This is a genomic window from Acinetobacter amyesii (genome assembly GCF_023499985.1).
Lineage (GTDB): Bacteria > Pseudomonadota > Gammaproteobacteria > Pseudomonadales > Moraxellaceae > Acinetobacter > Acinetobacter amyesii.
Window position 1 is genome coordinate 79,541 of record NZ_JAMCOU010000036.1, and the last position, 20,361, is coordinate 99,901.

Annotated in this window: 17 protein-coding genes and 1 pseudogene; 10 read left to right on the forward strand and 8 right to left on the reverse strand. The window is 38.7% G+C overall.

The window, feature by feature from the left end; genetic code table 11:
• Window positions 1-9 precede the first annotated feature (9 nt).
• The 5 genes from M5F03_RS13865 to gcvH all read left to right on the forward strand — a co-directional run bounded on the left by M5F03_RS13865 (window position 10) and on the right by gcvH (window position 5,314).
• The gene (locus M5F03_RS13865; RefSeq protein WP_249708660.1) at window positions 10-1,293 is read left to right on the forward strand and encodes a GGDEF domain-containing protein; all 1,284 of its coding nucleotides are present in this window, start codon (window positions 10-12) and stop codon (window positions 1,291-1,293) included.
• A gap of 94 nt (window positions 1,294-1,387) precedes the next feature.
• Window positions 1,388-3,262: an ABC transporter ATP-binding protein gene (locus tag M5F03_RS13870; protein WP_249708662.1), complete on the forward strand. Its 1,875-nt coding sequence runs from the start codon at window positions 1,388-1,390 to the stop codon at window positions 3,260-3,262.
• Window positions 3,240-3,689: a MaoC family dehydratase gene (locus M5F03_RS13875; protein WP_180023633.1), complete on the forward strand. Its 450-nt coding sequence runs from the start codon at window positions 3,240-3,242 to the stop codon at window positions 3,687-3,689. The genes M5F03_RS13870 and M5F03_RS13875 overlap by 23 nt, the downstream gene beginning before the upstream one ends.
• Window positions 3,690-3,838: 149 nt before the next feature.
• A complete protein-coding gene (locus tag M5F03_RS13880) occupies window positions 3,839-4,867 on the forward strand; it encodes an AraC family transcriptional regulator (RefSeq protein ID WP_078190954.1) in 1,029 nt (342 codons plus the stop codon).
• Window positions 4,868-4,939: 72 nt separating this feature from the next.
• Entirely contained in the window at window positions 4,940-5,314 is a 375-nt protein-coding gene (gene gcvH / locus M5F03_RS13885; RefSeq protein ID WP_078193810.1) for a glycine cleavage system protein GcvH, read from the forward strand.
• Between the two features lie 97 nt (window positions 5,315-5,411).
• Here gcvH and M5F03_RS13890 read toward each other — a convergent pair whose 3' ends face one another.
• Window positions 5,412-6,602 (reverse strand): PilT/PilU family type 4a pilus ATPase, encoded by a 1,191-nt coding sequence (locus M5F03_RS13890; RefSeq protein ID WP_180078864.1) that lies wholly within the window; start codon window positions 6,600-6,602, stop codon window positions 5,412-5,414.
• Window positions 6,603-6,873: 271 nt separating this feature from the next.
• Window positions 6,874-7,956: a 3-deoxy-7-phosphoheptulonate synthase gene (locus tag M5F03_RS13895; protein ID WP_249708663.1), complete on the reverse strand. Its 1,083-nt coding sequence runs from the start codon at window positions 7,954-7,956 to the stop codon at window positions 6,874-6,876.
• A 701-nt stretch (window positions 7,957-8,657) separates the two neighbouring features.
• On the opposite strand from M5F03_RS13895, the gene M5F03_RS13900 reads away from it, so the two are divergent.
• A complete protein-coding gene (locus tag M5F03_RS13900) occupies window positions 8,658-10,241 on the forward strand; it encodes an ATP-binding cassette domain-containing protein (protein WP_249708665.1) in 1,584 nt (527 codons plus the stop codon).
• Between the two features lie 120 nt (window positions 10,242-10,361).
• Here M5F03_RS13900 and M5F03_RS13905 read toward each other — a convergent pair whose 3' ends face one another.
• The 3 genes from M5F03_RS13905 to M5F03_RS13915 form a co-directional block, all read right to left on the reverse strand.
• Complete coding sequence (locus M5F03_RS13905; protein ID WP_249708667.1) at window positions 10,362-11,531, reverse strand: fatty acid desaturase family protein; 1,170 nt, start codon at window positions 11,529-11,531, stop codon at window positions 10,362-10,364.
• A gap of 35 nt (window positions 11,532-11,566) precedes the next feature.
• Window positions 11,567-12,586, reverse strand: coding sequence for a flavin reductase family protein (locus tag M5F03_RS13910; protein ID WP_249708669.1), 1,020 nt, complete (start codon window positions 12,584-12,586; stop codon window positions 11,567-11,569).
• Between the two features lie 291 nt (window positions 12,587-12,877).
• A complete protein-coding gene (locus tag M5F03_RS13915) occupies window positions 12,878-13,993 on the reverse strand; it encodes an S-(hydroxymethyl)glutathione dehydrogenase/class III alcohol dehydrogenase (protein ID WP_078193885.1) in 1,116 nt (371 codons plus the stop codon).
• 125 nt (window positions 13,994-14,118) lie between these two features.
• On the opposite strand from M5F03_RS13915, the gene M5F03_RS13920 reads away from it, so the two are divergent.
• Window positions 14,119-15,675 carry a phospholipase D family protein gene (locus tag M5F03_RS13920; protein ID WP_249708671.1) on the forward strand — a complete coding sequence of 519 codons (1,557 nt, stop codon included), beginning with the start codon at window positions 14,119-14,121 and terminating at the stop codon, window positions 15,673-15,675.
• 92 nt (window positions 15,676-15,767) lie between these two features.
• Here the strand turns inward: M5F03_RS13920 and M5F03_RS13925 are convergent, their stop codons facing one another.
• A complete protein-coding gene (locus tag M5F03_RS13925) occupies window positions 15,768-16,412 on the reverse strand; it encodes a class I SAM-dependent methyltransferase (RefSeq protein WP_249708674.1) in 645 nt (214 codons plus the stop codon).
• A gap of 162 nt (window positions 16,413-16,574) precedes the next feature.
• Here M5F03_RS13925 and M5F03_RS13930 point away from each other — a divergent pair, with 162 nt between their 5' ends.
• Window positions 16,575-17,012, forward strand: a complete 438-nt coding sequence (locus tag M5F03_RS13930; protein ID WP_180073906.1) for a hypothetical protein — start codon at window positions 16,575-16,577, stop codon at window positions 17,010-17,012.
• A 74-nt stretch (window positions 17,013-17,086) separates the two neighbouring features.
• Here M5F03_RS13930 and M5F03_RS13935 read toward each other — a convergent pair whose 3' ends face one another.
• Window positions 17,087-18,478 (reverse strand): aminotransferase-like domain-containing protein, encoded by a 1,392-nt coding sequence (locus M5F03_RS13935; protein WP_372491149.1) that lies wholly within the window; start codon window positions 18,476-18,478, stop codon window positions 17,087-17,089.
• A 253-nt stretch (window positions 18,479-18,731) separates the two neighbouring features.
• Between M5F03_RS13935 and M5F03_RS13940 the strand changes: the two genes are divergently transcribed.
• The gene (locus M5F03_RS13940; RefSeq protein WP_249708672.1) at window positions 18,732-19,607 is read left to right on the forward strand and encodes a DMT family transporter; all 876 of its coding nucleotides are present in this window, start codon (window positions 18,732-18,734) and stop codon (window positions 19,605-19,607) included.
• A 132-nt stretch (window positions 19,608-19,739) separates the two neighbouring features.
• Window positions 19,740-20,234 carry a pyridoxamine 5'-phosphate oxidase family protein gene (locus M5F03_RS13945; RefSeq protein WP_249708677.1) on the forward strand — a complete coding sequence of 165 codons (495 nt, stop codon included), beginning with the start codon at window positions 19,740-19,742 and terminating at the stop codon, window positions 20,232-20,234.
• A 40-nt stretch (window positions 20,235-20,274) separates the two neighbouring features.
• Here M5F03_RS13945 and M5F03_RS13950 read toward each other — a convergent pair.
• Window positions 20,275-20,361: pseudogene (locus tag M5F03_RS13950) on the reverse strand (uracil-DNA glycosylase family protein); the annotation flags it as partial.

Consider the following 20,361-nt stretch of genomic DNA (forward strand, 5'->3'; position numbering starts at 1 on the left):
AACTTGATCATGGAAGGCCCCAATCAACCTTCTCGGAAATCAGTTAAAAACGAATCACAATTACTCATAGAATCGATGAATCGCACTTCTGCCAAACATACGCTCATACAAGCAGAAGCATGTGACCTAGAGAATCGTGTCCGTATTGAGCGTGCTTTATCCGACCCGATTGCACGTATTCCGGCACAGTTTAAAAATGCTTATTACAAATTTTTGTACTATAACCAGAAAGACTATTTAAAGCAGGTCAACTATTTCGCTCAATTGGCTTTTTTAATCTATTTTTGGGCAGATCGCTATGTCCTGCCAGACGTAGAAATGCTTTCAGGTGTAATTCGTATCATTGCAATTATTGGTGCATTTAGTCTGAATTATATTCTGTTTAAATATATCAAACAGATTAAATTGCTCGATTTAATATTACCACTAGCGACTTGCCTTTCTGCAATCCTCTGGTTTGAGATATTACTTCAGTCGAAAAATGAACTGGTGCATAGCTATCAATATGCCGCCATTATTTTGATCGTATTGGGTAATTTAAGTATTCATGTGCATTTTCGCCCTTCGATTATGACCTCAGCCATGATCACGGCAGCGATCCTTTTTGGCGCATGGCGCATTAATGATTTTGGTGATTTTACAATATTTTTATTGGTGTACGTTCCTGTGCTGCTGTTCAGTATGTATATCTGCTGGAACTCTACGCTCAACTCTCGTAAAACGTTTCTAAGAGCGCTGCTAGATGACTGGAACTTTCATACCCTGCGCAAAATTGCCCATACGGATGAATTAACCCAGTTAAGCAATCGTCGCCAATTTGTACATGCTGCAAATAAAAAAATCCAAGAAACCCCAATGACGGTCTGTACCAGTCTTTTGATTTTTGATGTCGATCATTTTAAAGCGATTAATGATCAATACGGACATGATGTCGGCGATCAAGTGTTATGCCAAATTGCTGAAATTGCACGGAAAGAAATGCGTTTTTACGATATATTGGCGCGTTTCGGGGGTGAAGAATTTATTGTACTTTTGCCTTATACCGTCCCAGAAGATGCATTAAAAATTGCTGAACGGTTAAGACATAAAATGGAACAATACCAGTTTTATATAGATGGTCAATTGCTGAAATTTTCGATCTCCATTGGTGTTTCCAAAATTGACCCTGACCACGCCAAACTTGATCAGTTAATTAAACAAGCCGATATTGCTCTATACGAAGCAAAACGCCAAGGTCGTAATCGGGTTGTACATTTTAATTCTATGAGCTTTTGCAGCCAAACTTTTAAGTAAATAAACAAATCAAAATGGAGAAAAACCAGCGAATCCATTACACTCAGAGCTGAAGAAAGAAAGATTAATTACAGTAAAATCTCAGGTTATCTGCATGCTTAAATGGTTTGAAAATTTAGTTGACGCTTATCCTGAACAGGACTTGAATAAACCATTGCCGACAAAATTTTTCCCCTTTGTATGGCAAGCTGCGAAGGGTGTAAAAAAATACCTATTGTTATTGGTACTCTGTACAGCAGGTGTAGCGAGTTTTGAAGCACTGCTTTATTCCAAAATTGGCGAATTAGTTAATTGGATCAGTAAGTCTCAACCTGAAACCTTTTTACAGCAGCACCAGACCAATCTGACCATTTTGAGCTTTATTTTATTAGCTAATATCTTCTTTTCTTGCCTTCAAACCATTATTAAACATCAGATTTTATATAGTACCTTTCCAATGCGCCTACGTTGGAGATTTCATAACTTATTACTGAAACAAAGTTTAGATTTCTTCCATAACGACTTTGCAGGTCGTTTATCTGCCAAAGTCATGCAAACTTCACTGGCTGTACGTGAGTTTTGGATTATTCTTGGTGACATGTTGGCCTATGTCTTCATTTACCTGATTTCTATCACCGTGATTTTAGGTGCTATATCGCCACTGTTAATTATTCCGTTATTACTTTGGCTGGCTTTATTTATTGGTTCTGCATGCTATTTCATCCCAAAATTAAGCAAAATTTCAAATGAACAAGCCAATGCACGCGCAGTAATGACTGGTCGTGTCACCGATGCCTACACCAATATTCAAACGGTGAAATTGTTTGCCCATGCAGGACGCGAAAGCCAATATGCCAAAGCCTCTATGAAAGAGTTTATGGTGACGGTGTATAAGCAAATGCGTCTTGCAGCAAAATACAATATCGCGACGAATTTGCTGATCATAGTTTTATATGGTGGTGTACTTGGAACAGCTGTTTGGCTTTGGATGGATGGTCAAGCTGAGCTTGGGGTCATTGCAGCAGCGACCGCCATGATTTTAAAACTCAGTAGTATTTCCGAGTTTATGATGTGGCAAACGTCTGCCCTTTTTGAAAATGTCGGGACAATTCAAGATGGTATGAAGACTATGGGCCGCCCGATTCATATTCAAGATAAACCTGATGCAACCGACTTAAAAGTACAGCAAGGCGAAATTAAATTTGAAGATGTCAGTTTTGCTTATAATGATAAAAAGGTCATCAATCAATTTAATTTAACCATTCGACCAGGTGAAAAAATCGGTATAGTCGGGCGTTCAGGTGCCGGAAAATCGACATTAATTCAACTTTTACTCCACTTTTACGATATCAACCATGGTCGTATTTCGATTGATGGCCAAAATATAGAAGATATTACCCAAGATAGCTTGAGAAAAAATATTGCTTTGGTGACCCAAGACACCTCGTTATTGCATCGCACGGTTGAAGAAAATATTAAATATGGCCGTCCGAATGCGACTGATGAAGAAATGTATGATGCAGTACGCAAAGCGAAAGCTGATGAATTCATTCCTCAATTGATCGATTTACGTGGTCAACGTGGCTATGACGCATTTGTTGGTGAACGTGGTGTTAAATTATCTGGCGGTCAGCGTCAACGTATTGCAATTGCTCGAGTATTTTTAAAAGACGCACCAATTTTAATTTTAGATGAAGCCACAAGTGCGCTCGATTCAGAAGTCGAAGCTGCGATTCAATCGAGTTTAGATGATTTGATGCAAGGCAAAACTGTGATTGCCATTGCGCATCGACTCTCAACAATTGCGCAAATGGATCGATTGATTGTCTTGGATCAAGGACGTATTGCTGAGCAAGGCACCCATGAAGAGCTTGTCGCTTTGAATGGTATTTATGCACACTTGTGGCAGCGTCAAACCGGTGGATTTTTAATAGAACAACATAAAGTAGAATCAAAGGAAGATGAAAATGCTGTATCTGGAAGACCTTAAAGTTGGTGATCACTTTAGCAGTCGTGAATATGAAATGACCGTTGAAGAAATAAAAAAATTTGCCATCGCTTATGATCCTCAGGAATTTCATACAGATGAAGTCAAAGCCCAACAACACCCGATCTTTCAAGGGCTAGCGGCAAGTGGTTGGCATACTGCTGCTGTAACAATGCGCTTATGGACTGAATGTTTCCCTGTGGCTTATGGCTTAATTGGCTCAGAGTCAAGTCTGCGTTGGCCGCGCCCAACACGTCCGGGGGATAAAATTCGTGTAGAAGTTGAAATATCAGCAATTACTCCGTCGAAAAGTAAGACAGACCGCGGCATTGTGACCTATGTTACGCAAGCGCTCAATCAGCACAATGACGTTCTGTATATGTCTACGACCAAAATTGTGGTCTTTTCCAAAGATTTTAAACCGAATTAATCCTTAACGGCCTACTTTACAACGCTAAGGTAGGCCGCTATAAATAGTTGAGCCTAGTCAGTTTGTCCAACAATTTTTGTGGGATACAACACAGAATCATGCCAATATAAGCTTGAACAGAAGAAAAACCCGCATTGCAACGGAACGCTATGAAAACAATTAATTCCCGTCAGGATCAGGGTATTCCCGGAGTATATGGATTGCTCCTTTTAGATGTGGTCTCTCGATGGGGCTACACTGCAGAGACATTATTTAGTCCCTTCGGATTAAACAGCGAACAATTGGCTGAACCAGATTTCCGTATTCCAACACCCATCGCCAATCAATTGGTAGAGCACGCACTACGTTTAACTGGTGAGCCAACATTAGGTTTTCATTTAGGCAACCAAATGCGCATCTCGATTCATGGTTTTATTGGCTATGCCATCATGACGGCGAAGGACATAACCGATGCCTTAGTCTTGGCAAACCGTTTTATTCAGTTACGCATGCCCTTTTTACAGCTTTTTTTCTCGACATTTGGAACGAAAGCTACTGTTCAACTACAAACCGACGTTACGATTGAGCCTTTACGTACCGAAATTTCAATTGCCTTAATTTTTGGCATGATCAGCATGGGCAAAGCAATTACCGGTGTGGATTATTCTGCTGGTGAAATTGATTTTGATTTTCCTCAACCTGAAGGTTTTGAGCGGTTTATTGCCAAATATCCAAGGCACCAATTTAGATTTGATCAGCCACATCTCTTACTTAGTTTTGATAAGCAATATTTAACCAATAAATTGGTCCATGCAGACCCGATTGCCAGTCAAATTGCGATTAACCAATGTGAAGCTGAACTCTCAGCTTTGGGCGAACGTCACCGTATTGCCATGCGCGTTCGTGACATTTTAACCAACTCCGAACAGCACTATCTAAGTATCGAAAGTGTTGCTGAACGGCTACACATGTCCGATCGAACCCTTAAACGCCAACTTGCTGCCGAAGGGACTTCATTTTCAACATTGGTTGACGAAGTTCGCTACCGTCATGCTACTTCGCTCCTGTCACGAACTGATTTTACCTTAGAGCAAATTGCTGATGAATTGGGCTATAGCGATGTCGCCAATTTTAGCCGTGCTTTTAAGCGTTGGAGTGGTCGTAGCCCAAGCAATTGGCGTAAAGATCCGTACTTATAAGTCTTTTGTTTTAAGTAAAAAGCATGTATAACTCATGCCAAAAATGAATTTAATGGATTTAAGGAGTTATCAATGAATCATCCTTCAGATTTAAAGTACGCAAGTACACATGAATGGGTGCGAATTGAAGGTGACCTTGTTGTTACAGGCATTTCTGATCATGCACAAGACGCATTGGGTGATTTAGTTTATGTTGAAGCACCAGATGTTGGTCAACATATCACTGCTGGCGAACAAGCGGGTGTGGTTGAGTCGGTAAAAACCGCTTCTGATATTCATGCTCCGGTTTCTGGTGTGGTTGTTGAAGTCAATCCAGACCTTGAAGATGATCCAGATTTTGTAAACGATGCGCCTTATAGCAAAGGCTGGATTTATAAAATTAAACCAGACAATATGGCTGATGTAGATGCTTTATTGACCAGCGAACAATATGAAGCTGGCCTGTAAATATTTCTAATATCTAAAAAATCAGCCCTCAGGCTGATTTTTTTATTTCAATATGATGGCTGAATTGGCTTATATACCATTTGCATGAATATGCAGCTTATATTTCTTCCGAAACTTCGGTACTTTCAGGTTCTTCTTTCTTTTCTTCAACCATACTAAACGATTGCGCAGCCGCTGAAGTACCATTTGCACGTGAACTTTTCAGTTTAATTTGCAAACGTAGTTCATTGGTTGAATCAGCATTTCTTAAGGCTTCTTCATAAGAAATTGCGCCGTCATTATATAAATCAAATAAAGCTTGGTCGAAAGTTTGCATCCCAAGTTCACGAGATTTTGCCATGATCGCTTTTAATTCATGAAACTCACCTTTCAAAATCAAATCTGAAATAAGCGGCGTGTTTAACATAATTTCAACGGCTGCACGGCGTCCTTTACCATCTTCAGTCCGGATTAAACGCTGCGAAACAATCGCTTTCATATTGCTCGATAAATCCATAAGCAATTGATTTCTTCGCTCTTCTGGGAAAAAGTTAATGATTCGATCTAGGGTTTGATTGGCATTATTTGAATGTAGCGTACCTAAACATAAATGCCCTGTTTCAGCAAAGGCAATCGCATGTTCCATCGTCTCGGTGTCACGAATTTCACCGATTAAAATCACATCTGGCGCTTGTCGTAGTGTATTTTTTAAGGCGTTATGCCACGAATGACTATCTACACCAACTTCACGATGCGTAATCATAGATTTTTTATGTTTATGAACATATTCCACTGGGTCTTCAACAGTGATGATATGGCCTGCACTATTTTCATTTCGATAATCAATCAGCGCCGCTAAAGAGGTTGATTTCCCCGAACCTGTACCGCCAACCACTAAAACCAAACCACGTTTTTCCATAATCACGTGCTTAAGCGAAGCCGGTAATTTAAGCTTTTCAAAATTTGGAATTTCTGCGCTAATGGTACGAATGACCATACCTACATGTAACTGTTGCTGAAATACATTGACACGAAAACGTGAAACGTTTGGCACACTAATCGCAAAGTTACATTCTAGTTCTTTTTCAAACTCTTTGCGCTGCTTCTCATTCATCAAACTATAGGCGAAAAGCTTTGTTTTCTCAGCATCAAGCGCTTGCTGCCCAAAGGGTTTCATCATGCCTTGATGTTTAATACTTGGTGGAAAATCTGCCGTAATAAATAAATCAGAACCACCATATTCAACCACTTTTGTTAACATGTGGAACATAAAACGGCGTGCTTCTTCCAGCAATTCAGCAGTGTACATCAACTTCCCCAATATAAAATTTCAAACACCCAAGTACAGATTTTCATTATTTCTGGCGCTGTATTGGGCTTAGACATTATTGTGCATAAAAAGTGTGACTCACTCAAACATAAAATACTGAATTATCAGTATATATTTTAAATATATAGGCCATATTTCAATTTTTACGTCACAGTTTACAATAAAGTAAATTTCAAAATAAAAGCCTTAGAACAATCAATATTCTAAGGCTTTGGGCTAAATCAATTCAGACTGAGTATGCTCTGGATTGTTAAGCACTACGTTTGATTTGTGATGCACGAAGTTCATTCGCAACCTGTTGAATTAAATCAATGGTTTTGTCCCAACCTAAGCATCCATCTGTTACAGATTGACCATAAGTCATTTCACAACTAATTTTTTGATTACCATCCACTAAATGACTTTCTAACATCACACCACGCACTTGGGTATGCTCACGCTCCGCAACAATTGTGCGTAATACTTCAGGTTGCTTCATTGGGTCTTTATGGCTATTGCCATGACTACAATCGATCACTAAAGCTGGTAAATCGCCTTTTACTTTGCTGCGAATTTTGTCTATTTCAGCCAAACTATAATTTGGACCTGTATTGGAACCACGTAAAATCAAATGTGCTTGCGGGTTGCCGACCGATTCTAAAATACACGGTAAGCCAGTTTGGCTCATACCTAAAAACTGGTGTGGATGCGACGCAGATTGAATGGCATCTAGAGCAATTTGGATTGATCCATCTGTTCCATTTTTGAAACCGATGCTGTATGGCATATGACTTGAGATTTCACGATGAATTTGTGATTCGCTGGTACGCGCACCGATTGCACCCCATGCCAAAAGGTCATCAAAATAACCTGTCGCCATTGGGCTTAAAATTTCAGAGGCAATTGGCAAACCCATTTCAATAATTTGTAAGTACAGCTCACGTGATTTTTCTAAGCCCAATTGCATATTAGATGAACCATCTAAACTTGGGTCATACATATAGCCTTTCCAGCCCACTGTAGTTCGTGGTTTTTCAATGTATGCGCGCATCACAAGAAAAATTTGATCTGAAACCTGTGCCTGTAATTGTTTTAATTTTTCAGCATATTCCAAAGCAGCAATCGGATCATGGATTGAACAAGGACCGGTAATAATCATTAGACGCGGGTCTTGACCCGTCAAAATATTTTGAATCGTTGCACGATGTGCAGCAATTTGTTCTGCAGCATGAACTGATAAAGGTAATTGTTGTTTCAGTTGATGTGGCAATCTCAAAAGCGTTTCTTTTGGCTGTGTAGATTTCTGAATTTCTGAATTTTGAGTTTTTTGTAAAGCTGTATTTAGCGCATTCATTGGTTCTATTCCTTTGGACTGTACGTATAAACAGTCCGATCTTTTATCTGAGCGTTATGGGACTTTGGGACTTCAAGGCTTTAGACATAGAATGACTAAAGTAAAACCAATAACCATTGCTAAAATATGAATTATTTACTGTAAACATGAGATTTCTCCAAAAAAATATTATAAAAATCAAGACATAAAAAAACCTGATCAGGGTTGCCGATCAGGTATAAACTTGGTGGGCAACCTTTTTCATGCCCGAACGCGTTCAGGCAATTATCTAAACTGCCAGAAGTAATAATATGCGTTTGAGATTAAAGGTTGCTTTAACATCTTGATTTCATCAAAAAGTATCTGTCTGAAAATTAAAATACGCTGTATTCATCGGTTTGACAATAGTTTTTTGCTATTTTGTTGTATTAAATAACGCTGCTGTAAATAATTGCGACCTATTTTTAAAATTTGATGTATTGATTAATAAATGAACATTTATTAGACTGCACAACATTAGGCTGTCTTAAGCTTTTTCCATTTATTTTTAATTCGAGTATTTGCCAATGAAGTAAGCCCTGTTTTTTTCATCATCAAATCCATTTTTTTGATGTGCAAACACATGGCTAATGACCTCGACTGCATTTTCTCAAATATTGTCTTTTTTATAGAATAAAATTAGTTATTTGTATTGCGCATCTTTGCTATCGCAAGGTGCATCTATGACTCAAACGGCTTGTACAATTTCCAAATTTAGCTTGGAATATCCATCAAAAACACTTTTTAAAAACCTGAAATTTAACCTCAATCAACAACAGCTTTCGGCATGTATTGGTCGCAATGGTTTAGGAAAATCCTGCATCCTTAAAATCTTACATGAGCAAAATCTGAAAGATCTCCTCTATGAAGGTGAAATTTTATGGAATGTACCACATGCCTATTTATCACAATTTTCTCGACTAGAAGCTGACACGATTGCTTCTGCACTCGGTGTGGAAGATTTATATGACTCATTTCAACGTATCGAAATAGGCAATGCCAGTTTTGAAGACTTTGAGCTGACTGAAAACCAGTGGCACCGTCCTGCACTATGGCAGCAACAACTTAAGCAAGCTTCACTACCAACAGATTTAAATTTCCCAGTCGCTCAGCTGAGTGAGGGGCAAAAAACCAAATTGGCATTGTGTGCATTATTTTTAAAAACTGACCACTATTTACTTTTAGATGAACCTAGTAACCATTTAGATGCATCCTCACGCTTATGGCTCATCGATCGTTTAAAAAACCATCCTGCGGGTGCATTCGTCGTCAGTCATGATCGAGAATTGCTGCAACATGTAGAGCATATCTATGCTTTAAATGAGTTTGGACTCATTCATGTTACTGGCAACTATGAAGACTACGTTCAACAAAATGATCTGCAAAATAAAGCCTTACAGCGTAATGCTATGCAGCATCAGCGTGAGTTAAAACAACTCAAATCACAGCAACACGAAACACAGCTGAAAGCGCAAAAACGAGAACAACAAGGTCATACACTACGCAAGTCGGGCTCCCAAGCTAAAGTATTACTCGATTTTAAAAAGGAACAAGCCGGTCAAAGCCTCGCGACAGTTCAAATGCAACAGCAGAAGCAATTGGAAGAAAAGAGATCTCAACTGACTCAGTCACAGCAACAACTTGAGCATGTCAAAGAGCAGCAATTCGTTTTTCAACATCACGCTGAAAAAACAGGAGAAATCTTAAGAGTTAAACATTTTCATCGCAAAACATCTCAGCACCTGCCTTTCGACTTGGCCTTACAGGCAGGTGAAAAAATTCATTTAAAAGGAAAAAATGGTATTGGTAAATCAACATTTCTAAAGTATCTGAGTCAGGTCTCATCACAGTCTAGCCATGAATTATTTTTGTCTGTGCATACCCTGTATTTAGACCAAAACTTGAGTGATTTATCACCAGAACTGAGTGTTTTGGACAATCTGGCAAAGTTTAATCGTGATGTTTCCTCAACGGAATGGCGTAATCAACTCGGTCAACTTAGAATCCGTGGTCAAAAAGCGGAACTGCCATTTCACTGTTTAAGTGGTGGTGAGCGTTTAAAAGTGACCTTGTTGGGCCTAAATTATTTAACACCGAATATTGAGCTTTTATTGTTAGATGAACCTGAAAATCACTTAGATATAGAGTCTAGAGCGTTATTGGCTCAAGCTATTCAGCATTATACAGGTGCGGTGATCCTCGTTTCACATGATGCATATTTTGTAGAATCTTGTGGCATTCGGAATAGCGTGCAATTAGTTGAATAACTCTTGCTCGCTAGATATGTCTAAAAAGCCAAAGTAGATGAACGCTACTTTGGCGAATTTACAGCTTTAAAAATCATCTATGGGAGGCATTAAGGACAATATTGCTAAACATACAGTATTTTAACGCCCGATTTTCTTCATGATTTTTTGTTTAATGCACTGCTGAAGTGTAGCTGAACGTTCCTTAAGCTCGGCACGCCAGTCATTTGGCACTGAACATTTCGCGAGTCGAACCCAAACGCTGGCAAACTGTTTGATAAAACTGGCTTCGTTGTAGTGAATACCATATTCCTCACAGAGTGCTTTAATTTTAGGTGCGGCTTCTGCATAGCGGTTTGCAGGCATATCTGGGAATAAATGGTGTTCAATTTGGTGACTCAAATTACCACTGAGTATATGCAACCATTGCGTTCCACTAAAATTACTTGAGCCACGAATTTGACGGAGATACCACTCTGCTCGAGTTTCATTTTCAGTATTGTCCATCTCGAAGTTTTCCGCATCTTCAGTAAAATGGCCATTAAAGATTACAGCGGAAGCCCATAAACTACGAATCACGTTGGCTACCGCATTTCCTGCAAATACAGGAATCGCATTGGGACCTGCAATAAGTGGAAAAAACACATAATCTTTAATCACTTGGCGCTTAATTTTCTGACGTACATCGGCTGCTTCATGCCATACATCTTTCCAAGTTTTGGTTTTATACGCAATAACATCTTCTAAATGTAAACGTTGAATGCCGACATACCACTCAAAGAAAACCATGAGTTGGGCAGCCAGTGGAATATTAAAAAGGAAACGCGGCTCCCACTTTTGCGATTCACTTACACGGATTAAGCCATAGCCGACATCATGGTCCATACCGACAATATTGGTATAGGTATGATGCACATAGTTATGGGTATATTTCCAGTCTTGACCTGTGGCAATGGTATCCCAATCATAATTAGCACCATTTAAACTCGGGTCATTTAACCAATCAAACTGACCATGCATCACATTATGACCGAGTTCCATGTTCTCTACGATTTTAGAAATACCCAATAAACCCGTACCCAGTAACCACACCGGTGGAATCCAGCCTGCAAACATCAACATGCCACGAGATGCAATCTCGCTATAACGGACAAAATTACGAATTTTATAAATATACGCTGCATCTTTTTCATCTACACTCTGCATGATTTCACGGCGAATTTGCTCAACTTTTTCGCCAAATTCAGCAGTTTGTTCTGGAGATAAATAACGTGACTTACTATTCGGACTAATATATATCGATTGATTCATGATGACGCCCCTGATTTATTTTTATACGGCTTGGATTAGAGTTGAATACGTACAGGTGAAATGGCCTGAGAGACACATAACTTGATTTGTGTGTTATTCGCATGATCAATTTCGCCAGTGATTAAGTTTTTCACTGACCCCTGTAATTTCGTACACGAACAAGTATTACAAATACCCATTCGACAGCCATGCGCAGGTTTTAAACCGGCTTTTTCAGCACTTTCAAGTAAGTTACCTTCTGCTAAAAAATCTTGCTGGGCTAAACTAAAAGTGACAGGTTGAGCAGGTACTGAATCATCAGCAATCATTTGAAAATATTCAGTGTATAAATAATCTGAAAGCTTGAACTCACGATACAGTTGTTCAATGCTTTGCATCATTGGTGCTGCACCACAGGCATAGCAATCTCTCTGTTTAAAATCAGGCACCATGTGATTTAGCACTTCTGGTGAGATATGCAATTTTGTTTTCAGCGAATTAATCGCGTGTAAATGTGCATGGTTAGATTGCTTCGCCAGTTGAATCAATTCATCCAAATAAGCATCATCTCGATTGAAATAAATCAGGTCAACCTTACGCTCAATTTGTATTGCTTGTTTAAACAAAGCCATAATTGAGGTTATGCCACTACCAGAAGCAAGCAGCAAAATTGGTCGATCCGAATTTAGCTTTAGGCCAAACTCACCTTGCGGTTGGGATAATTCAACAACCTCACCTGTTTTTAAATGAGTTAAGCAGTTGGAAACTTTGCCTTGTTGTTTGACTGCGATTACTACATGACCTGATGTATTGATTTCGACGATGCTATAGCTACGTTGATGACGTACACCATCTTTGACAACTGTCACCAGAACACATTGGCCTGGTCGATAATTTGCTGCCTTAAAATTGTGATTCGCTAAAAAACTCAGTTCATAAAACCCGATCCCCACACAACGTGATTTGACCAATTGTGCTTTTACACGTTTGTAGGCCCAAATTGCATCAAATTTTTCTGCAATAAAATCAATAAAATCTTCCCGAATCCACTCAGGCTTGTAACTTGTAGTTGTCATTTTTTGCCTCGGATAATGCATTAATATACATTTGTTTTAAATTATGCTTACCTTATGTTTAGTGCTAATTTCCCACCATGTGAATTCGGGACAAAATCTGTCATTTGGCATTTTTTATCATTTTATGTCTAACAATCTGTCACTTTTTGCAAATCCTAATTTGAAGTTTTGATTTGTTATAACGACACAAATAAAAAAAACTAGGCCAAAGCCTAGTTTTTAAAAAAGTGAAAATTAACGCATTAATATTTAAATGATTAGTCGTTTAATCAAAAATATTTAAATCAATGTTTAATCTTCAAAATGTACAACAGAGCGAATTGATTTACCTTCATGCATTAAATCAAAGGCTTCATTGATTTTATCCAGCCCCATGGTATGGGTCACGAATGGTTCAAGTTTGATCTCGCCTGACATGGCTTCTTCTACCATACCCGGTAATTGTGAACGACCTTTAACACCACCGAAAGCAGTGCCTTTCCAAGTACGACCTGTAACCAATTGGAATGGACGGGTTGAAATTTCTTGACCTGCACCTGCCACACCAATAATCACAGATTGACCCCAACCACGGTGAGCACATTCCAAAGCAGAGCGCATCACATTGGTATTGCCAATACATTCAAATGAATGGTCGACGCCCCAACCCGTCATTTCTACAATCACTTCTTGAACTGGACGATCATAATCTTTTGGATTAACAAAATCTGTAGCGCCAAATTCTTCAGCCAATTTGAATTTGTCAGGATTGGTATCTACCGCAATGATACGACCTGCTTTAGCTTTTTTAGCACCTTGTACCACAGCCAAACCAATTCCACCTAAACCAAAGACTGCAACTGAATCACCTTCCTGAACTTTAGCGGTATTTTTAACTGCACCAAGGCCTGTTGTTACACCGCACCCCAACAAACACACATGCTCATGGTTCGCTTCAGGGTTAATTTTTGCCAAAGACACTTCTGCAACCACAGTATATTCAGAGAATGTTGAACAGCCCATATAGTGATAAATCGGCTGACCATTATAAGAAAAACGTGTTGTACCATCCGGCATTAAACCTTTCCCTTGTGTTGCTCGTACAGATACACAAAGATTCGTTTTACCCGATTTACAGAATAAACATTCACCACATTCTGCGGTATAAAGCGGAATAACATGATCACCTGGTTGCACTGAAGTCACACCTTCACCGACTTCAACCACAACACCTGCACCTTCATGCCCTAAAATTGCTGGAAATACGCCTTCAGGATCATCACCCGACAATGTAAATGCATCTGTATGACACACACCTGTATGGCTAATTTTGACTAAAACCTCACCTGCTTTAGGTGGTGCCACATCAATTTCAACAATTTCTAAAGGCTGACCCGGTCCAAAAGCAACGGCTGCACGTGATTTCATGTCTAAAAACATCCTGTATGGCTTATATTAACAGATGAGTTACAGTAACCTCTTTTTAAGCCTAGATACAACCTTAAAACATGATGTTATGATGAATTTTTCAAGGAATGATTAATGCTATTCGAATGATACAATTACGTGAAATAAGTTGTACTGTCGGTTTAACTGTTTCGATCAGCCTATTAACTGGATGCAGCTTACCTAGCAATCAGTCAAAAAAAGATGTCCCTATACAATCACATGCAGAAAAATGGATTACGTCTGCTACGGATTTAGAAAAATTACAACAAAAACAAACGGCTTATTTAGCCTTAGATGATGCCTTCTTAAGCATTGCATCTCGCCTGCATTTGATTCGAAACGCAAAATACACCATCGATTTGCAATATTATATTTGGGAAAATGATGCTATTGGGCATTTGATGTTTCAAGAATTACTGCATGCCGCTGACCGTGGGGTAAAAGTAAGGCTACTAATTGATGATCAAAACGGGACGAAACTCGATCCGACCTTACAATCCCTTTCAGCTCATCCCAACATTTCAATCAAACTGTTTAATCCCTATAAATTCAGAAAATTACGTGTCATTGATTATGCATTTCGCTTAAAGCATATTAACCATCGTATGCATAATAAATTAATTGTTGCCGATGGTTTTATAGGCGTAACTGGTGGTCGTAACATCAGTAATGAATATTTTGATGCCAGTGAAAGTTTTCAATTTACAGATTTGGATATCCTTTTCTATGGGGAAGCCATTCAACAAGCCAATCAAGTGTTTTTGAACTTTTGGAATGATGATTTAAGTTATTCTGTTCAGCAATGGATTGGTGCAGGTACAAAAGAAGACTTAAATCAATTAAGACAAACGTACCAAGAAAACTCTACAACGTTGACTAAAGATCAACAGCGCATTAACTATGCACAGCAACAACTGGCGGCTCAGCTTAAACTAAGACCGGTGAATTGGGCCGAAGCACATTTCATTGCGGATAGTCCGAATAAAATTCGTGGTGAGGCTAAAGAGCAAGAATTAATTTATAACCAATTTTCGACCTTGATGGGACAGCCCAAGGAACGCATGGAATTGGTTTCAGCTTATTTTGTTCCCACGCAACAAGGAACTGACTTTCTAACGGATCTTGCAGGTAAAAATGTAGAAGTCCGTGTGTTAACCAATTCATTTTTAGCCAATGACGTCGCTGTCGTTCATGCGTTTTATCAAAAATATCGCAAAGACTTACTCGAAAATGGCGTGAAACTATATGAATTTAAACCTTATATAGAGCGTTCAAAACGCACATGGTATGAGGTCATAACTGGAAATATCATCCCTGCAAAAGGCAAAAATGCCTCTAGTTTGCATGCAAAATTTTTCGATATCGACGGAATGGTGTTTATTGGATCATTTAACTTTGATCCACGTTCCGCAAATTTAAATTCGGAAGTTGGCCTTGTCGTTAAGTCTGATCGATTACAAAACGATATTTCTGCCGCATTAAACCAATATTTACCGCAAATTGCGTATGAATTAAAACTGGATGAAAACGGCGAAATCATTTGGTTAGAGCATCAAAAAAATGGAAAAACCAAAACCTATACCCATGAACCTGAAACAACTCGATTCCAACGATTTAGTATAAAAGCAGTGTCATACCTCCCGATTGAATGGATGATGTAATGACAACGTACTGCTAAATGATTGAATTGCCCTCGTCGAGGCTATTTATTGAAATAATCTGATAAGTGCGATCAAGTCAAAAACGGTCTTAGTCAGTCTCGTTCATATGAGTGCTGGCTTTTGAAAAGAACTAAACCATTGACTTCACCCAGACATTCCACTTGGCCATAATTGGCTGCTTTCAGTGCGGCTAAATGCTCCTCAACTGACATATACAATTCATGATTTTGCTGAGCATGTGGTGCATATAAATGATCACATACAAAATACACGCCTTGTGTATTTAACAACGTTTTTACAGTCCGATGAAACTCTGCTGCATACGCCTTATGCCTCAATTCATGCAAAGCCTGATGAATAATAATCACATCAAAGGTGCTTTTCTCATTGAAATGAAGAGGTTCTTCCCAATTAGATTGTTTGAAATCCCCTGTTATAAAATTACATATTAAGCGTTGCGCTGCACTTAGTTTTCCTTTTGCCAAGTCATGCATAGCTTCGGAAAAATCAAATGCTGTGTAATCTATATTTGGACAATGATTGATTAAAAAATCAGCCAAATAACCCGGACCTGAACCCAGTTCAAGTACACGGGCATTCGGGTTGAAAGCCAAAATAGAGTCAACATACATTTGAAAGATGTCATAACGCCACGGACGTTTAAGATTGACTTCAGCGGCCCATGGTTTAGCTTCGATTGGATCTTTTAAGTCTATGGGGCTGGGCACATCATTTATGTGTATATTATTTTCGCAATTCATTTTTCTTAGACTTAATTTAGATAGATTGAATGCTATTTATACATAAAATATCTCAATAAAAGCAAAGGTTTTACTCACACTTGATGATGCTTTAACATCCACCTCTTATTTTGTTTTATCTCCTCCTAAAGTTTTCTAATGCAATTTTTTGATTTAAGCCGCCAATTTAATTTAAGTGATATTTTAACGCCTTTTACAACGCTCTCTGACCTTGGTCATCAAGAATGGTTTTTGTCGAAAGTTCGGGTTGAGCATGACTGCTTATCTGACAATGACATGATTGAAGGCCAAGCTGTACTTAAATCTAATCACAATATTCAAATTGAGTTGGAATGGTTAATTCAAGATACAGGTCATGAATTACAGCTTTTATTTAAAGGCATTGAAACTGCAGCTAGCGAAGAAACATTGGTGATCGTGAAAGGCGCACAAATTGTAGATGATGCAAACAAAAAAGTTTCATCTCAGACACTGAGTTTATGGATCGATGGCACTTTACTGCCTATGCTGCCTCATATTCGCAAAGAAATTAAAGCGCGTTTAAACCTTTGGGATTATGTTGAATATGATGGCTAATGCCTCGCCTGAAAAACTGTTTGGCCTTAAAAAAGGTAATCAATCACAGACCTGAAATCTGCATCATTTTTTAGTTAAGCTGTATCTTGCAATTTCAGCTCATTCAGACACTGCTGCAAAACATCAAATACTTTTTTGTCGATGCACTGCGCGACATTAAAACGCATGTATTGCCCTGCGTTCTGTGCTGAGCTGAATGAATTGCCTGGTGCAAGAATGATACCTTGCGTCAAACAGCTTTTTGATAGCTGTGCTGCATCAATATTTGCAGGTAATTGACACCATAAAAAAATGCCAGCTTTGGGCATAACGACTGGATGAATGTCTAGATCTGCAAGTTTCTTTATGGTATCCATCATGTGTTTTTGTAGCTGTTTTTTGACCCATTCAATATGCCTTAAATAACTACTGTCCATAAGGGCTTGATAAATAATCTCTGCATTTAAATGACTGGTATTAAAATGGGTTGCAATATTCAAATCAATCAGCTGATCAATTATTGATTCGTGAGCAATGATATAACCACAGCGCACCGCAGCAGAAAGCGTTTTAGTAAAACTGCCAATTTGAATTACTTGCTTTAAACCCAGTAAAGTTAAATAACGTGGCGCATGTAGATACTCAAATTCGGCAAAAATATCATCTTCAACGATTATTAATCCACTTTGCTCTGCCAATTTAGCAATTTCAAATGCCGTTTGCATAGAAAGTGCTGCACCAGTTGGGTTGTGTATGCCTGAGTTGGTTAAATAGATTTTGGGCTGAAACTGCAGCACTTGCTTAAATACTTCTACATCTGGACCATTTTTGCCATACAGTACTGTAATGTAATTCAGCCCATGTGCCTTAATCAGTGCCCTAAAATTAAAGTAACATGGATCATCGATCAGAACCGTATCACCAGTTTTAAGTAAATGCCGAAAAATCAGATCAATAGAATGTGTTGCAGAATCACTAATGAAAATCTGCTTCAAATTAAGCATTACATCATAAACCTCACCTTTACGAGCAATATAGCGGCGTAAATTTGTATGACCGTGTGGCGCCGAATAATCTATTAAGAAACTGCTATCAGATTTAGCAGCCGTTTTTAAGGCTTTACGTAAAGTCTGCTCTGGCATCCATTCTTTTGGCAGCCAGCCGCAACCGGGAATCAGCATACCTTCATGAGCATCTAGCGATTGGCGTGAAATCCACAACGGATCGACCTCTCGGTTATATTCAATAGCATGCTCACTTAATAAAACATTTGCAGTTGAACGTTTGCAGACATAATAGCCAGCTCCAATTCTTGACTCCAATACACCGCTACTGACCAACCGTGCATAGGCTTCTACAACAGTTGAAACCGAACAGCCCAACTGTTGGGAAAATTGACGTACCGAAGGAATGCGGCAGCCTTCAGAAAGCTGTTTCTGATCGATCAGTGTTTGGACTTGCTGCATGACCCATTCTATTTTTGTCATCTTTTCATTTCCTTATTCATGCAGCTTTAGTGAAATATTACGACACACTTTGAACTTATTAATTGACAGTTCAGTCTATTAATCTTTCTAAATCTTGGCTTTACAGCTTCTTCAAAGATGGCTATAGATGCAAATTGTATGGGTATTTTATCCATAACAGTTCTTTTTAATTGTATTTGACTGTATCTATTTCAGTCATACAGTACGGTATAAATTTTATTACATATCTTTAGACCAAAAATATGGAATGAACATGCAATTTGACCTCAAAGAAGTTCATCAGGGCTGGCTCAACGGTTTTATTGGCGTTGTTATTTTTGCAGGTTCTATGCCTGCAACCCGTGTTGCCGTTCAAGGCTTTAGCCCCGAATTTCTGACAGGCGCTCGCGCCTGTATTGCAGCTATTTTAGCATTGATACTTTTATTGGTTTTAAAGCAGCCTAAGCCATCTATGCTGCAAATTAAATCCTTATGTATTGTTTCAACAGGTGTTGTCATTGGTTTTCCATTATTTACGGCACTGGCTTTACAAACAGAAACTGCGGCTCACTCTTTAATTTTTGTAGCTTTACTACCATTGGCCACGGCTTTTTTTGCAGTGCTACGTGCCAAAGAAATGCCTAAAAATGCCTTTTGGCTGTTTGCAGGTGCAGGCAGTGCTTTAGTCATCTTTTTCATGCTATATCAATCTGGTGTTAAAGGAATTTCTCTCGGTGACATCTATATGATTATTGCTGTTCTACTCTGCGGATTGGGCTATGCCGAAGGTGGCGTACTGTCTAGAGCTTTAGGTGGATGGCAGGTCATTTGCTGGGCTTTAATCATTGCTTTGCCACTGATGCTGCCACTCTGCTGGCTCTATTTCCCAAACGATTTTCAACATATTCCTCTCAGCGCATATATTGGCTTATCGTATGTGTCATTGTTCAGCATGTTAATCGGCTTCTTTTTTTGGTACAAAGGCTTAGCTTTGGGTGGAATTGCCAAAGTCGGTCAAATCCAGCTAGTACAGCCCTTTATTGGCCTTATGCTGTGCGCCGTATTATTAAATGAACAGATTAGCCTACTGATGATTGCGGTATCTTTAGCTGTAGTGAGCTGTGTTGTTCTAGCTAAAAAGTACGCTTAAATATTTTTTAAATTGCCTAATTTTAAAGCAAATACAGTGGCATGAATGACCAGTTCATTGCCATTGTTTAGCACAAAAATAGTGAAAAACTCTGATAGAGTGATATGCATAGACAATAATAAAAAAGGCAAAATCATGAATCATCAGAATTGGACACAAATTCGTAAAGTCGTTGCAAATGCCCAACGTGCGTCTATGCATTGCTCGATTGCTACGGTTGATCAAAATTACCAACCAACAATCACCCCAATTGGCACTTTATTTTTACATGAATCAACCTTTTCAGGTTTCTTCTTTGATACTTATTCAGCGTCACTGCGGGATAATTTAACAATGAATCCAAAAGCCTGCATACAAGCGATAAATAGCAGCAAAGTCTTTTGGCTAAAATCATTAATCAATGGTCAATTTCAAGAATATCCAGGGATACGCCTATATGCTGAAATTGGTGAGTTACGGCCAGCAAGTGAAACAGAATTCGCTTTGGTTCAACAAAGAATTAAGGCATTAAAATGGACTAAAGGTAGCCGCCTAATTTGGAATAATTTTCATCAAGTGCGTGATTTTTCTGTACATGACTTCATATGGGTACAATATCCTGCAATGATGCCTAAATCATCTTTCTAAGGAAAGCAACCATTGATAAAAGATTACACCCCAAGCTTTCTTATAGTAAGTCAATTTCTTTAAATAATTTACTATACGCTTCGGCTTTTTTTTCAAGTGCCAGTGGATAAGCCCTAGATGAAGACGG